This is a genomic window from Pseudomonas sp. CP-1 (assembly GCF_021213715.1).
Lineage (GTDB): Bacteria > Pseudomonadota > Gammaproteobacteria > Pseudomonadales > Pseudomonadaceae > Pseudomonas > Pseudomonas aeruginosa.
The window spans coordinates 313,560-328,289 of sequence record NZ_JAJQKY010000002.1 but is presented as its reverse complement, the minus strand read 5'-3'; the positions used below and the strand labels follow the sequence as shown (position 1 = coordinate 328,289).

At 67.1% G+C, this 14,730-nt stretch carries 14 protein-coding genes; 4 read left to right on the top strand and 10 right to left on the bottom strand.

Translation table 11 applies throughout. From position 1 onward, the window contains the following. Nucleotides 1-8 precede the first annotated feature (8 nt). On the bottom strand, nucleotides 9-2,645 hold the full coding sequence (ppc, locus tag LT948_RS05380; RefSeq protein WP_023092566.1) for a phosphoenolpyruvate carboxylase: 2,637 nt from the start codon (nucleotides 2,643-2,645) through the stop codon (nucleotides 9-11). A gap of 206 nt (nucleotides 2,646-2,851) precedes the next feature. Here ppc and LT948_RS05375 point away from each other — a divergent pair, with 206 nt between their 5' ends. Then, entirely contained in the window at nucleotides 2,852-3,196 is a 345-nt protein-coding gene (locus LT948_RS05375; protein WP_003092488.1) for a hypothetical protein, read from the top strand. A gap of 8 nt (nucleotides 3,197-3,204) precedes the next feature. Here LT948_RS05375 and cadR read toward each other — a convergent pair whose 3' ends face one another. Next, on the bottom strand, nucleotides 3,205-3,675 hold the full coding sequence (gene cadR, locus LT948_RS05370) for a Cd(II)/Pb(II)-responsive transcriptional regulator (RefSeq protein WP_003092490.1): 471 nt from the start codon (nucleotides 3,673-3,675) through the stop codon (nucleotides 3,205-3,207). 113 nt (nucleotides 3,676-3,788) lie between these two features. On the opposite strand from cadR, the gene LT948_RS05365 reads away from it, so the two are divergent. From LT948_RS05365 to LT948_RS05355, 3 genes are all read left to right on the top strand, one after another. Further along, entirely contained in the window at nucleotides 3,789-6,005 is a 2,217-nt protein-coding gene (locus tag LT948_RS05365) for a heavy metal translocating P-type ATPase (RefSeq protein ID WP_003117471.1), read from the top strand. A gap of 379 nt (nucleotides 6,006-6,384) precedes the next feature. Further along, nucleotides 6,385-6,789, top strand: a complete 405-nt coding sequence (locus LT948_RS05360) for a DUF4398 domain-containing protein (RefSeq protein ID WP_003092495.1) — start codon at nucleotides 6,385-6,387, stop codon at nucleotides 6,787-6,789. Between the two features lie 48 nt (nucleotides 6,790-6,837). After that, the gene (locus LT948_RS05355) at nucleotides 6,838-7,623 is read left to right on the top strand and encodes an OmpA family protein (protein ID WP_003092499.1); all 786 of its coding nucleotides are present in this window, start codon (nucleotides 6,838-6,840) and stop codon (nucleotides 7,621-7,623) included. 74 nt (nucleotides 7,624-7,697) lie between these two features. Here LT948_RS05355 and LT948_RS05350 read toward each other — a convergent pair whose 3' ends face one another. The 8 genes from LT948_RS05350 to lysS form a co-directional block, all read right to left on the bottom strand. Then, nucleotides 7,698-8,219, bottom strand: a complete 522-nt coding sequence (locus LT948_RS05350; protein ID WP_003092502.1) for an O-acetyl-ADP-ribose deacetylase — start codon at nucleotides 8,217-8,219, stop codon at nucleotides 7,698-7,700. Beyond that, a complete protein-coding gene (locus LT948_RS05345; protein WP_003092509.1) occupies nucleotides 8,216-8,539 on the bottom strand; it encodes a hypothetical protein in 324 nt (107 codons plus the stop codon). Before LT948_RS05345 ends, LT948_RS05350 begins: the two co-directional genes overlap by 4 nt. Then, nucleotides 8,536-9,441, bottom strand: coding sequence for an alpha/beta hydrolase (locus LT948_RS05340; RefSeq protein WP_003122133.1), 906 nt, complete (start codon nucleotides 9,439-9,441; stop codon nucleotides 8,536-8,538). The genes LT948_RS05345 and LT948_RS05340 overlap by 4 nt, the downstream gene beginning before the upstream one ends. After that, a complete protein-coding gene (locus LT948_RS05335; RefSeq protein ID WP_003092512.1) occupies nucleotides 9,438-10,184 on the bottom strand; it encodes a TIGR00266 family protein in 747 nt (248 codons plus the stop codon). Before LT948_RS05335 ends, LT948_RS05340 begins: the two co-directional genes overlap by 4 nt. Nucleotides 10,185-10,253: 69 nt before the next feature. Beyond that, on the bottom strand, nucleotides 10,254-11,549 hold the full coding sequence (locus LT948_RS05330) for a flavohemoglobin expression-modulating QEGLA motif protein (RefSeq protein WP_033995613.1): 1,296 nt from the start codon (nucleotides 11,547-11,549) through the stop codon (nucleotides 10,254-10,256). 8 nt (nucleotides 11,550-11,557) lie between these two features. Next, nucleotides 11,558-12,109, bottom strand: coding sequence for a hypothetical protein (locus LT948_RS05325; RefSeq protein WP_023092563.1), 552 nt, complete (start codon nucleotides 12,107-12,109; stop codon nucleotides 11,558-11,560). A 96-nt stretch (nucleotides 12,110-12,205) separates the two neighbouring features. Next, nucleotides 12,206-12,919, bottom strand: a complete 714-nt coding sequence (locus LT948_RS05320; RefSeq protein ID WP_003092520.1) for a TetR/AcrR family transcriptional regulator — start codon at nucleotides 12,917-12,919, stop codon at nucleotides 12,206-12,208. Nucleotides 12,920-13,130: 211 nt separating this feature from the next. Beyond that, nucleotides 13,131-14,636 (bottom strand): lysine--tRNA ligase, encoded by a 1,506-nt coding sequence (lysS, locus tag LT948_RS05315; RefSeq protein ID WP_003092523.1) that lies wholly within the window; start codon nucleotides 14,634-14,636, stop codon nucleotides 13,131-13,133. Between the last annotated feature and the right edge of the window lie 94 nt (nucleotides 14,637-14,730).

Here is a 14,730-nt window from a genome sequence, read left to right as displayed (position 1 = left end):
GCCTTCCCTCATCCGGTGTTGCGCAGTCCGGCGGCGACCCCCGCGACCGTCACCAGCAGCGCCTGCTCCAGGCCGCCGCAGGCGTCGCCCCGGCAGCGCCGCGAACGGGCCAGAAGCTCAGCCTGGAGCAGGTGCAGCGGGTCTAGATAGCTGTTGCGCACGCTGATCGACTCGCGGGTCTCGCTGGCGTGGGCGAGCAGCAGCGACTGCCCGGTCAGTCCCAGCACCACGCGCACCGCCTGCGACAATAGGTCGCGTAAACGACGCCCCAGCGGACGCAGCTCGAGCGGCACTAGACGTTCGTCGTAGAGCCGCGCGATATCCGCGTCGGCCTTGGCCAGGACCATTTCCAGCATGTCGATGCGGGTGGTGAAGAACGGCCATTGCTCGCGCATCTGCCCGAGCAGCGCGCCCTCGCCACGCTCGATGGCGTTCAGCAAGGCGGTCTCCCAGCCAAGCCATGCCGGCAGCATCAGGCGCGTCTGGGTCCAGGCGAAGATCCAGGGAATCGCCCGCAGGCTCTCCACCCCGCCTTCGCGGCGCTTGGCCGGGCGGCTGCCCAGCGGCAGACGGCCCAGTTCCTGCTCGGGCGTGGCCAGGCGGAAATACTCGACGAACTGCGGATCGTCGCGCACCACCCTGCGGTAGGCCAGCAGCGCGTCCTTCGCCAGGCGGTCCATCTGCGCGCGCCAGGCCGGCTCGGGAGCCGGCGGCGGCATCAGGGTCGCCTCCAGCACTGCGGCGAGGTAGAGATTGAGGTTCTGTTCGGCGATGTCCGGCAAGCCGAACTTGAAGCGGATCATCTCGCCCTGTTCGGTGACCCGGAAGCGCCCGGCCACCGAACCCGGTGGCTGCGACAGGATCGCCGCGTGGGCCGGCCCGCCGCCGCGGCCGACGGTGCCGCCGCGGCCATGGAAGAGCAGCAGCTCGACCTCGTGCTGGCGGCAGATCTCCACCAGTTTCTCCTGCGCCCGGTACTGCGCCCAGGCCGCCGTGAGAGTACCGGCGTCCTTGGCCGAATCGGAGTAGCCGATCATCACTTCCTGCACCCCGGAGAGCCGCGAACGGTAGCCCGGCAGCGTCAGCAGGCGCTCCATGCAGGGGCCGGCGTTGTCCAGGTCGTCGAGGGTCTCGAACAGCGGCACCACGCGCATCGGCCAGTCGACGCCGCTTTCCTTGAGCAGCAGTTGCACCGCCAGCACGTCGGACGGCTGGCCGGCCATCGAGATCACGTAGGAACCCAGCGACGCCGGTGGTGCGGCGGCGATCGCCCGGCAGGTGGCGAGCACCTCGGCGGTATCCGCCGAAGGCTGGTAGTGCGCCGGCAGCAGGGGGCGGCGGCTGTTCAGTTCCTCGAGAAGGAATTCCAGGCGGGTCTTCTCGTCCCACTCGTCGTAGCTGCCCAGCTCCAGGTACTCGGTGATCTCGCTCAGCGCGGCGGCATGGCGGCTCGAGTCCTGGCGCACGTCCAGGCGCACCAGGAACAGGCCGAAGGTGGCGGCGCGGCGCAGGCAGTCGAGCAACGCGCCGTCGGCAATCACGCCCATGCCGCAGGCGTGCAGCGACTCGTGGCACAGTTGCAGCGGCTCGACCAGGTCGCGGTTGTGCTCCAGGACGCCCTCCGCGGCCGGCACCTCGCCGGCCAGGGCCTGGTGGGTCCAGTTGCGGGTCACGCGCAGGCGCTCGCGCAATTGCTTGAGCAGGGCGCGATAGGGCTCGGCGCTATCGCCGACCCGCGCCAGCAGCTGCGGCGAGGCCTGCTGCATGGACAGCTCGGCGGCCAGTCGGTCGATATCGCGCAGGTACAGGTCGGCGGCCATCCAGCGCGCCAGCAGCAGGACCTCGCGGGTCACGCTGGCGGTGACGTTGGGATTGCCGTCGCGGTCGCCCCCCATCCAGGACGCGAAGCGCAGCGGCGCGGCGGTCAACGGCAGGCGTTCGCCGGTGCTGCGCAGGAGTACCTCGTCGACGTGCCGAAGGACGTTCGGCAAGGCCTGCCAGAGAGAATGCTCGATCACCGCGAAGCCCCATTTCGCCTCGTCCACAGGGGTCGGCCGGACCTTGCGGATCTCGTCGGTATGCCAGGCCTCGGCCACCAGCCGCTGCAGGCGCTGCTGGATGCGACTGCGCTCCTCCGGCAGCAGGTCGGCATGGTCCTTGGCCGCCAGCTGCGCGGTGATCGCATCGTATTTCTGGATCAGCGTGCGCCGCGCCACCTCGGTGGGATGGGCGGTCAGCACCAGTTCGATCTCCAGCCCGGCGAGCTGGCGAGCCAGTTGCCCGGGGGCATGCCCGGCGTCCTTGAGACGCCCCAGCAGCTCTTCCAGCACCAGGTTCTCGAAGGGTTCCGGCTCGTTCGGCCGGCGCCGGCGGATACGGTGGTATTGCTCGGCGATATTGGCCAGGTTGAGGAACTGGTTGAAGGCCCGCGCCACCGGCAGCAGTTCGTCTTCCTCGAGCCCGTCGAGGGTGGCGGTGAGCTGCTGGGCGCCCTCCGCGGAACCGCGGCGGGCAGCCTTGGCGCCCTTGCGGATCAGCTCGATCTTGTCGAGGAACCGCGGGCCGTACTGCTCGCGGATGGTGTCGCCGAGCAATTCGCCCAGTTGGTGGACGTCCTCGCGCAGGCGCGCATCGATTTCCGGCATGACCTGTCTCCACTGCGGGTGGGAAACCAGCTTGGCTCAGGCGCCCCCGCGCTTACAAGCCCGCAGGGTGCCAGTACGGCGCCGCCGGGCCGGAAGCGAGGCTGCCGGCGCCGATCGGGTCTAGTCTGAAGGAAGTGCCCGCACCGAGGCACGGCCCCACGAGGGCACCCCAGCACGCCCGCCACGACCGGGCTGAAGAGGTCAGCATGAAGATCCGTGAGCTTGTCCGCCATTGGGAACACACCGCCAAGGGCCGCATGGCCCGCAACCACTACAGCATCCCGCTGGACGTCGAAAGCGCCGCGCGCCTCGCCGCGCTGCACGAGATGTATCCGCGGCGCAGCGTCGAGGAACTACTGGGCGAGCTGGTCGGCGCCGCCCTGGAAGAACTGGAGGCGAGCTTCCCCTACGTGAAGGGGAGTCAGGTGGTGGCCACCGACGAACAGGGCGATCCGCTCTATGAGGATGTCGGCCCTACCCCACGCTTCCTGTCGCTCTCGCGCAAGTACCTGCACGAACTGGTCGCGCAACAGGACACCTCCAGTCACTGAGCGCGACTTCAGCCATGCCGGCGGTGCACGCCGGGAACGTGCATGTGCCCGGCCTCGGCGCATTCCTCGGGGATAGGCGACAGCGGCGCGGGCTGCTCCAGTTCGCGGAGGATGCCGCAGGCCTGGCTGTTGCCGGCGACCGTACAGCGTGAGCCGAGATCCTGCAGTTGCTCGCGCAATGCCTGGAGTTCGGCGATGCGCACCTCGACGTGATGCAGGTGCTCGTCGATCAGCCGGTTGGCGGTGCCGCAATCCGCCTCGGGACGGTCGCGCAACGCCAGCAGGGTACGGATTTCCTCCTGGGTCATGTCCAGCGAGCGGCAGTGACGGATGAACGACAGGCGCTCGACATGCGCCAGGGTGTATTGCCGATAGTTGCCTTCGCTACGCGCGGGCTCGGGCAACAGGCCTTCGCGCTCGTAGTAACGGATGGTCTCCACCGGGCAACCGGTTCTCTTCGCCAGCTCACCGATCTTCATGCCAACCCTCCTCCAATCGCCGACGCGGCTACCCGAATTGGCAGTACCGCTTGACTCTGTAGTTGCTACAGGGTGTGCAATCGCACCCAACACGTCAAACGGGAATTGTTTCCATGAGCCACGAACACGCCGACACTTGCTGTCACGGTCACGGACATGATCATGGGCACCGCCACGCGCCTCGCCCGGCGGTGGCCGCCATCGGAACCCTGGCCGGCAACGCCGAGTTGCGCTGGAGCGACCTACGCATCGAAGCGATGGACTGCCCGACCGAGGAACGCCTGATCCGCGACGCCCTCGGTCGCCAGCCGGCAGTGGAGTCGCTGGAATTCAACCTGATGCAGCGCCTGCTGCGCGTCCAGCATCGCTTCGACAGCGTCGAGCCGCTGCAGAAGCTGATCGCCGGCCTCGGCATGCAAGCGGTGCCGCTGGATGCCGGCGAAAATACCGACGGCCCCTCGCAAGCGCCGGCGAAACCCTGGTGGCCGCTGGCCCTGGCCGGCGCGATGGCGCTGGCCTCGGAGATCGTCGAATGGTTCGGCCTGGCGCCGGACTGGGTGGTCGCCGGCCTCGCCCTGCTGGCCATCCTCGGCGCCGGCCTGCCGACCTACCGCAAGGGCTGGATCGCCCTGAAGAACCGCAACCTGAACATCAACGCCCTGATGAGCATCGCCGTGACCGGCGCCGTGCTCATCGGCCAGTGGCCGGAAGCGGCGATGGTCAGCGTGCTGTTCGCCATCGCCGAGCTGATCGAGGCGAAGTCCCTGGATCGCGCGCGCAACGCCATCCGCGGCCTGCTGCAACTGGCTCCGGAACAGGCCACGGTACTGGTCGGCGGCGAATGGAAGGAGCTGCCGGCCAAGCAAGTGGAACTGGAAGCCACCGTGCGCGTGAAGCCCGGCGAACGCATCGCCCTCGACGGCGAGGTGACCAGCGGCCGCTCCAGCGTCAACCAGGCGCCGATCACCGGCGAAAGCCTGCCGGTGGAGAAGGAGGTCGGCGAGCCGGTGTTCGCCGGCAGCATCAACGGCGAGGGCGCGCTGGAGTACCGCGTCACCCGCCGCGCCGACGACAGCACCCTGGCCCGGATCATCCACGCCGTGGAGGAAGCCCAGGGTTCCCGCGCACCGACCCAGCGTTTCGTCGACAGTTTCGCCCGCGTCTACACCCCGGTGGTATTCCTCATCGCCCTCGCCACCGCGGTGCTGCCGCCGCTGCTGTTCGGCGGCGCCTGGCTGGACTGGATCTACCGCGCCCTGGTGCTGCTGGTGATCGCCTGTCCCTGCGCGCTGGTGATCTCCACCCCGGTGACCATCGTCAGCGGCCTTTCCGCCGCGGCGCGCCTGGGCATCCTGATCAAGGGCGGGGTGTTCCTCGAACTCGGGCGCAAGCTGTCCTGGGTCGCCCTCGACAAGACCGGCACCATCACCCATGGCAAACCGCAACAGACCGACTACCTGCCGATCGCGGAGGCTGACGGGACGGATGCGCGCCTGCTCGCCGCCAGCCTGGCCGCGCGTTCCGACCACCCGGTATCGCGCGCCGTGGCCAACGCAGCGGAAGAGGACGGCCTTGCCCTGGGCGTGGTCGAGGACCTCGCCGCCCTGCCGGGACGAGGCGTCAGCGGACGCATCGACGGCGTCCTCTACCACCTCGGCAACCATCGCCTGGTGGAGGAACTGGGCCTCTGCTCGCCGGCCCTGGAAGAGCGCCTGGACGCCCTGGAGCGCCAGGGCAAGACGGTCATCGCGCTGTGCGATCCGCAGCGCGTGCGGGCCCTCTTCGCCGTCGCCGACGGGGTCAAGGACAGCAGCCGCGAGGCGATCCGCGAGCTGCACGCGCTGGACGTGAAGACCCTGATGCTCACCGGCGACAACCCGCACACCGCAGCCGCCATCGCTGCCCAGGTAGGCATCGACGCAGCTCGCGGCAACCTCCTGCCGGAGGACAAGCTGCGTGAAGTGGAAGCGCGCCAGGCCGACGGCTCGCGGGTCGGCATGGTCGGCGACGGGATCAACGACGCGCCGGCCCTGGCCCGCGCCGACATCGGCTTCGCCATGGGCGCGGCGGGCACCGACACGGCCATCGAGACCGCCGGCGTCGCGCTGATGGACGACGACTTGCGCAAGTTGCCGCAATTCGTCCGGCTGTCGCGCACCACCCACGCGATCCTGGTCCAGAACATCACCCTGGCCCTGGGCATCAAGGCGGTGTTCCTCGCCCTTACCCTGGCCGGCGAAGGCACCCTGTGGATGGCGGTATTCGCCGACATGGGCGCCAGCCTGCTGGTGGTGTTCAACGGTCTGCGACTGTTGCGCAAGCGTTTCTGAAAGGCCCCACTGGCCTCCTCCAGCCCCACTCAGGTGGGGCTTTTTTCTGCCCGAGTGTTCCGTCCTGGAGCGCTGCGGCAGTTGTGCGTTTCGTGGACTAGAGCCCTGTAGGACGGGCTTTAGTATGCAGAGGTGGCGTTCTGCGACCACGCCGGAAGCCGACTGTTCAGTCAGAAAATTTCAGATTTTTTTTTGAACCCCTGAACCAGCGGGGGAGTCACTAAAAGTACATGGCCAATCGCCAAGCCCCTGAAACAGAGGCCTGGCAGAGGCTTGCTCAGTGAGCAGGAAGAAAAGACCGGAGGGCCGGAAACGCGCCCACGGTAATGGCCAGAGATGAAAGCCAAGGAATCAGCATCCCTGTCAGAGGAAATTTCCCATGGAGCAAAAAGCGATGAGCAAGCAACACACCGGTTCCCTGCGTGGCCTCAAGCTGGCCCTGCTGGCCGTAGGCAGCAGCCTGGTCCTGGCCGGCTGCGCCGGCAACCCGCCGACCGAGCAGTTCGCCGTGACCGAGTCCGCGGTGAATAACGCGGTAAGCGCCGGCGGCCCGGAATATGCCCCGGTCGAGATGAAGTCCGCCCAGGACAAGCTGAGCCAGGCGCGCATCGCCATGAACGACAAGGAATACGACCAGGCCAAGCGCCTGGCGCAGCAGGCCGAGTGGGACGCCCGGGTCGCCGAGCGCAAGACCCAGGCCGCCAAGGCGCAGAAAGCCGTGAAGGATGCCCAGCAGGGCGTCATGGAACTGCGTGAGGAAGGCATGCGCGATACGCAGCACTAAGCCGGATTCCGCCCTTCTTTCGTCGATTCGTGATTAAGGATGACCCCTATGCGTAAGTACATTGCCCTCCCCGCCGTATCCCTGCTGGCCCTGGCGCTGGCCGCCTGCTCCACGCCGCCGAACGCCAACCTGGAACAGGCCCGCAGCAACTTCTCCGCGCTGCAGTCGCAGCCCGACGCGACCAAGGTCGCGGCCCTGGAAACCAAGGACGCCGGCGACTGGCTGGCCAAGGCCGACAAGGCCTACCAGGATGGCGAAGACCAGCGCGACGTGGACCAACTGGCCTACCTGACCAACCAGCGCATCGAACTGGCCAAGCAGACCATCGTCCTGCGCAATGCCGAGGCGCAGTTGCAGAACGCCTCCGCCCAGCGCGCCCAGGCCCGCCTCGACGCGCGCACCGCGCAACTGGACAAGCTGCGTAGCCAGCTGAATGCCAAGCAGACCTCGCGCGGCACCATGGTGACCTTCGGCGACGTTCTGTTCGATCTCGACAAGTCCGACCTGAAGCCCGGCGCCATGCGCAACATCCAGCAACTGGCCGAGTTCCTCCAGCAGAACCCGGAGCGCCAGGTGATCGTAGAGGGCTACACCGATAGCACCGGTTCCGCCAACTACAACCAGCGCCTGTCCGAGCGTCGTGCCGACTCGGTGCGCATGGCCCTGCTCAGCCGCGGCATCAGCCCGGAACGCGTAGCCACCCGTGGCTACGGCAAGGAATATCCGGTCGCCAGCAACGGCACCAGCTCCGGCCGTGCCATGAACCGTCGGGTGGAAGTCACCATTTCCAACGACGCCAAGCCGGTCGCGCCACGCTCCTCCGTCAGCGGCTGATAGGCCCTACGGAAGCCAAAAGCCCCGCCATCCGGCGGGGCTTTTTCATGGGCGGGGCCCGAGCTTTCCAGGTATCAGCGGGCCACAGGCCGCTCGCCGAGCAAGCGCTGGTAGCGCTCGGCCATCGAGCTATCGAAGGCAACCAGGACGATTTCCTCCAGGCTGCTGTGCGCCGGGCGTTGCCGGCAGACCTCTTCGACGGCGATGGCCGCGGCCTGCTCCAAGGGATAGCCGTAGATGCCGCAGCTGATGGCGGGGAACGCGACGCTGGCCGCCCCGGCCTGCTCGGCCAGCGCCAGGCTGCGCCGGTAGCAGCTGGCCAGCAGCTCCGCTTCGCCGTTGTCGCCGCCGCGCCAGACCGGGCCGACGGTGTGGATCACGTGGGCCGCCGGCAGACGGAACCCGCGGGTGATCTTCGCCTCGCCGGTCTTGCAACCGTGCAGCAGGCGGCAGGCCGCCACCAGCTCGGCACCGGCGGCGCGGTGGATGGCGCCGTCGACCCCGCCCCCACCGAGCAGCGAGGAGTTCGCCGCGTTGACGATGGCATCCACCGCAAGACGGGTGATGTCCCCCTGCCAGACGCGGACCTCGGTCATTTCACTTCCTGCGGGACTTCCTGTCCGGCGCAGCGCACGGCGTGCTTCCTGTTGTCCACCAGCACGCCGGAAAGGCCCTTCTGCTCGGTGTCGAACAGCACCAGGACGCCATCGATGCACTGCGCGACCTGCTTGGCCGGCTCCAGGGACAGCTTCACATCTTCGCCGGGCAGGCTCTTCAGCATGGTGAAATCGGCCAGCAACAGGGCGTCCTGCGGCTTGGCGAAATGCAGGTAGCCGTAGTACCAGAGCACGCCTACGGTGACGAAGATGGTACCGATGCCGGTCAGGATGCAGGGGAGTACGTTACGGTCGCTCATGGATTGCCTTCGGGTTTCGCGGATTCGCGGTTCGGGATTTCGGCCAGCCGGCGCAGGCCGGTGAAGCCATGGGGATCGTCGAGGAAGCGCAGCATCACTTCCTGCCAGGTCGCTTCGGCGAAGGTCTGCACGTGGCCGCCTCGGGTTAGTTGCAGGACCTTCGGCGGCCGCGCCTGGCGGTACAGGGCGATGCCGTTCTCGAGGGGCACAATGGTATCGTCGATACTGTGAAAGAACAGCATGGGTGCGCCAGAAAGCCGCGCCACCGAATGGATGGCGCTGTCGTCGTCGGGCACCAGCCAGGACAGCGGCACCTGCAGCGGCCAGGTCAGCCAGGAACCGTCCAGCATGTGCCGGGCGATGCCGCGGTAGCTCGCCGGTACCCCGTCGAACACCAGCGCCTTGAACTGGCCCTGGCGCTGCGGATGCTCGACCAGGTAGTGGATCGCCAGCGCGCCGCCGAGACTCTGCCCCAGCAGCACGCGCTCGGTGCCCTTCACCTCCGGCGCCTGGTCGAGCCAGGCGAACGCCGCGTCGATGTCGCGGTAGACCTCCGGCAGTCCCGGCTGGCCCTCCGACTGGCCGTAGCCGCGATAGTCGAGCATCAGCACCTGGTAGCCCTCGGCGGGCAGCCACCAGGTGCCGCCGAGGTGCCAGGACAGGTTGCCACCGTTGCCGTGCAGGTAGAGCACGGTGCCTTTCACCGGCACGCCTTTCTTCGCCGGCAGCCACCAGGCGCGCAGGCGCACGCCGTCGGCGGTGGTCAGGGTGACGTCGCGGTACTCCAGCCCGGCGCGCGCCGGGGTGATCTGCACCACCGGCTCGGGATAGAACAGCAGCGAACTGCAACCACCGAGGAACAGCGCGCCGAGTACCAGCAGCGGGATCAGCAGGCGCTTCATCCGTTGTTGGTCCTTACCTCTTCGCGGGCGCGAAAGGTGGCGTCGTAGATGCGCCCGGCCAGGCGCGAGAACGGCAGGCTCTGCAGCCAGACGGTGCCGCTTCCCTTGAGGGTGGTCAGCAGCAATCCTTCGCCGCCGAACAGCATGCTCTTCAGGCCGCCGGCCAGTTGCACGTCGTAGTCGATGCCATCGGTGAAGGCCACCAGGCAACCGGTGTCGACCCGCAGCGTCTCGCCATTCAACTGGCGGCGGATCAGCGTGCCGCCGGCGTGGACGAAGACCAGGCCATCGCCCTCGAGCTTCTGCAGGATGAAGCCCTCGCCGCCGAAGAAACCGGCGCCCAGGCGCTTGGCGAAGGCGATGCCGACCCGGGTGCCATAGGCCGCGCAGAGGAACGAGTCCTTCTGGCAGAACAGGCGCCCGCCGACATCGTCCAGGTCCACCGCCACCACGCTGCCCGGATAGGGCGCGGCAAAGGCCACGTGCTGCTTGCCCTGGCCTTCGTTGGTGAAGTGGGTCATGAACACCGACTCGCCACCGAGCTTGCGCTTGCCGGCGCTCCACAGCTTGCCCAGCAGGCTGCCGTCGGAGCCGTCGCCCATCCGCGCGGTGAAGCGGATGTCGCCGGTCATGTAGTTCATCGCCCCGGCCTCGGCGATCACGGTTTCCCCGGGATCGAGTTCGATCTCCACGGTCTGCATGGATTCGCCGAGGATGCGGTAGTCGAGTTCGTGGCTGGCCATCGCCGTTCTCCTTGCTTGCCGGCCGACCGCCCGCGCGCACCGGGAAGGACCGGCACGGCGGGGGAACGGTCAGAGGATGTTCGCGTAGTCCGCTTCGATGCGGTCCAGGCTGAGGTGGTTGAGGAAGTTCGAGAAGCACATCCAGGCCGACAGCGCGTTGAGGTCGCGGAACTGCGGCGGCAGGTACTTCGGCGGCGCCACCAGGCCCTCGTCCACCAGTTGGCGCAGGGTGCGCATGTCTTCCAGGGTGGTCTTGCCGCAGAACAGCAGGGGGATCTGTTCGAGCTTGCCCTTGCGCACGGCGAGCTGGATGTAGTTGTAGATGAGGATGAAGCCCTTCAGGTAGGACAGGTCCTTGGTGAACGGCAGGCCATCCGGGGTCGAGCCGCGGAAGACCCGGCTGGCGTTCTGGTAGCTGTCCTCCAGGCTGTAGCCCTGCTCGAGATAGAAGTGGAACACGTCGAGGAAATCGGCGCCCTCCTCGGCCATGTGGATCGCCCGGGTGCGATTGGTCAGCTTGCGCAGGCGGGTCGGGTAGGAGGCGAAGGCGATCACCTCCATCAGGATCGCCAGGCCTTCCTGGGTCACGGTGGAGGACGGCGGCCCCTTGGCGAGGAAGGTGCAGATCGGCTGGCTCAGGCCGTTCAGGGTGGTGCCGACGTGCACCAGGCCCTCGTGGACCTCCAGCGCGCGCACGTCGCGCTCGTTGAACAGGGCGTCGGCGCGCACCTTGATGTAGTCGGCGCCGGCCGCCGCGTCGGCGACGATGCCGTCGGACTCGAACACGCGGATGGTGCCCTCCTCCTCGCCGAACACGGTGTTCAGCCGCGCCTGGAGGATCGGCACGACCTCCTTGGCGGTCAGGGTCTTGGGTTCGTCCTTGAGATCGCCGCGGTCGGCGATGTTGTTCAGGTAGTCGGAGAGCATCAGGCCGAGGTCGGCCAGGGTCGGATCGCCGGCATGGAAGGCGTCCGAGGCCGAGCCGTAGAGTTCCTGGGAGATCAGCCCGAGGTCCGGGGTGCCGCGCGCCTCGAGCATGCGAATGACCATTCGGTATTCCTTGCACATCCGCCGCATGATCTGCCCGACCGGGTTGAACTGGCCCAACTGGCGGGTGATGTCGCGCTCGATGTTCTGGAATTCCTGCTTCTTGGCGCTGGCGTCGAAGGCCAGCGGGCGGCTGTCGTAGTAGCCGCGGTCGACCTTCGGCGCATGCTTGCCGCGGCCCTTGAGGAAGTCCTGGCGGATCCCGTCGTCCCATTTGATCGCATCCAGCACGCGGATCGGCGTCTGCGCCTCGACGATGCGATCGGACAGGGAGCGGATGATCTTCTGGTAGTCGTTCTGCGCCTTGCGCTGGCTCATCGGCAATCTCATTGGGTGACCCGCTGGAAGCGGGCGGCCTCGACGAACACGTCGGAATTGGCGGGATCGTTCAGGTAGGCGAAGACCTTCTCCAACGGGCTGCGCACCAGCGCGCCCTTGCCCTGCTCGCTGTCAACGGTCTCGCCGTCGAGCTGGCCGGCGCCGAGGTCCTCGACGATGCGCTCGACGTCGAGGTTGTAGATCACCAGCTCGTCACCGTCGGTGATCTCGAAGCCGGCGATGATGAAGTTGCCGCCCAGGCTCTTCGGCAGGCCGGCCGACAGGTACCAGCGCTTGCCCTGGTGGGAGACGGTGAAGCCGTAGTCTTCCAGGCTCTCGGTATTGTCCTTGCTGTCCACGTAGCTGAGCGCACGGTAGACATTGCTGCCGGAACGGGTGATCTCCAGGAATTGTTCTTCCTTCCACTCGTTCTCGCGGCTCCAGGTCCCGAGCAGATGGCTCGGCGCCGCCTCGCGCGGCGGTATCGGCTCCTTGAAGGTGACCAGGCAACCGCCCAACAGCAGGAAACTCAGGACCACCAGGCAACGCCAGGCTTTCATCACACGCTCCTTAGGAACCCTCCGCAACCTGCGACCGGCTGGCCGAGGGAAGGTTCGGGTATGAAAAACCCCGCCATGGCGGGGTTGACGCTCAGGTCACAGGCCCATGACCAGATTCAGGTACCGTCTGAGTATGGCGCGCATTTCGTCCACGGCCAGTTGCTCGACCCCGTCCACGAGGCCCTGATATTCCATCTGCAGAATAATCGACGTCAACACCTTGGCGTCCTGCTCGGGCTGCCCGGAACCGAGCACCTGGAAGAAATGCACGGCGCCGAGGGAGAGAATCCGCTGGTGGGCATCGGCCAGTTCGCGCAGGCGCGGGTTGAGCAACGCCTCCTGGCGGAAGGCCTGTTCGGCCAGCAGGTGCTCGCGGCGCTCGGTGAGTTGGACCTGGACATACTGCACGGCCAGCTCGACGATCCGTTCCACCAGCGAGCCACGGGCGCCGGGGTCGTCGGCCAGCACCGCGGCCATCTCCTGGAGGTCGCCCTCCACGCTGCTCCAGAACGCCGATAGCGCCTCTGCGTTGCGCTCGACGAAGAGGGCGAAGGTGTCAGTGATGAGATCGTCGATGTCCTTGAAGTAGTAGGTGGTGGCCGACAACGGCACCTGGGCCTCGGCGGCCACCGCGCGGTGGCGCACGGCCCGTACGCCGTCGCGGACGATCAGGCGCATGGCGGCATCGAGAATCGCCTGGCGCCGCTGCTCGCTGCCCTGGCGGCTGGCCTTGCGGCCCTGGTAACGAACGCTTTCGGCTACCGCGCTGGCGGCCTGCGCGGCGCTGTCTCTGGGAGCTACTCGGGACACGGTGTTTCCTCCGCTCGCGGACGATGGGGCATTGTTCGGACTTTTTCGCGTGGAATCAATCGGCCGCTATCGGGGAAGCTCCGATCCCACCCGCACCTTCCGTGGTCAGCCGGCGGATCGGCGGCTATCGACCCCTGGCCCGGCGGCCGGGACGCCGCGCGGCCATGAAAAAACCGCCCGAAGGCGGCTTTTCCATGGACTGTTGCGGCACTCAGGCCTGCGGGCGCATGTGCGGGAACAGGATCACGTCGCGGATCGACGGCGAGTTGGTCAGCAGCATCACCAGACGGTCGATGCCGATGCCTTCGCCGGCGGTCGGCGGCATGCCGTATTCCAGGGCATTGATGAAGTCGGCGTCGTAGTGCATCGCCTCGTCGTCGCCGGCGTCCTTCTCCTTGACCTGCAACATGAAGCGCTCGGCCTGGTCCTCGGCGTCGTTCAGCTCGGAATAGGCATTGGCGATCTCGCGGCCGCCGATGAACAGCTCGAAGCGGTCGGTGACGCTCGGGTCTTCGTCGTTGCGGCGGGCCAGCGGCGAGACCTCGAAGGGGTAGCGGGTGATGAAGTGCGGCTGCTCCAGCTTGTGCTCCACCAGTTCCTCGAAAATCATCACCTGCAGCTTGCCCAGGCCTTCGTGGCCGAGGACCTTGGCGCCGGCCTTCTTGGCGATGGCCCGCGCCTTCTCGACGTCGTTGAGGTCGGCGGCGCTGATCTCCGGGTTGTACTTGAGGATCGAATCGAACACCGACAGGCGCACGAACGGCTCGCCGAAGTGGAAGACCTTGTCGCCGTACGGCACGTCGGTGGTACCGAGCACCGCCTGGGCCAGTTCGCGGAACAGTTCCTCGGTCAGGTCCATGTTGTCTTCGTAATCGGCGTAGGCCTGGTAGAACTCGAGCATGGTGAACTCGGGGTTGTGCCGGGTCGAGACGCCTTCGTTACGGAAGTTGCGGTTGATCTCGAAGACCTTCTCGAAACCGCCGACCACCAGGCGCTTGAGGTACAGCTCCGGGGCGATGCGCAGGAACATGGCCATGTCCAGCGCGTTGTGATGGGTCTCGAACGGCTTGGCCGCGGCACCGCCGGGGATGGTCTGCAGCATCGGGGTCTCCACTTCGAGGAAACCGCGCTCGCTGAGGAAACGGCGGATGTGGGCGATGACCTGGGAGCGCACGCGGAAGGTGTGGCGGGTTTCCTCGTTGACCATCAGGTCGACGTAGCGCTGGCGGTAGCGCTGCTCGGTGTCGGTCAGGCCATGGTGCTTGTCCGGCAGCGGACGCAGCGACTTGGTCAGCAGGCGCACGCTGGTCATGTCGACGTACAGGTCGCCCTTGCCCGAGCGGGCCAGCACGCCTTCGGCGCCGATGATGTCGCCCAGGTCCCAGGTCTTGATCTCGGCCAGGGTTTCTTCCGGCAGGGTCTTGCGGTTGACGTAGACCTGCAGGCGCTCGCTGCTGTCCTGGAGGACGATGAAGGAACCGCGGTTGAGCATGATCCGACCGGCCACCTTGACCGGGATCGCTGCGGCTTCCAGCTCTTCCTTGGTCTTGTCGGCGTACTGTTTCTGCAGGTCCGCGAAGTAGGCGTCGCGGCGGAAGTCGTTGGGGAAGGCGATGGCCCGGGCTTCGCGCACGGCGGCAAGTTTTTCCTTGCGCTGGGCGATCAGCTTGTTTTCTTCCTGTTGCAGTTCGTGCTGGTCGAGTTGTTGGTCGCTCATGGTCTTGGTGGTTCCTGGTTAGGCTCTCTTGCCTGTGGAAACGGATTGCAACAGGGGCGAAAAGCGTAGCGAACGCCGGCCAGGCAAGGCGGGA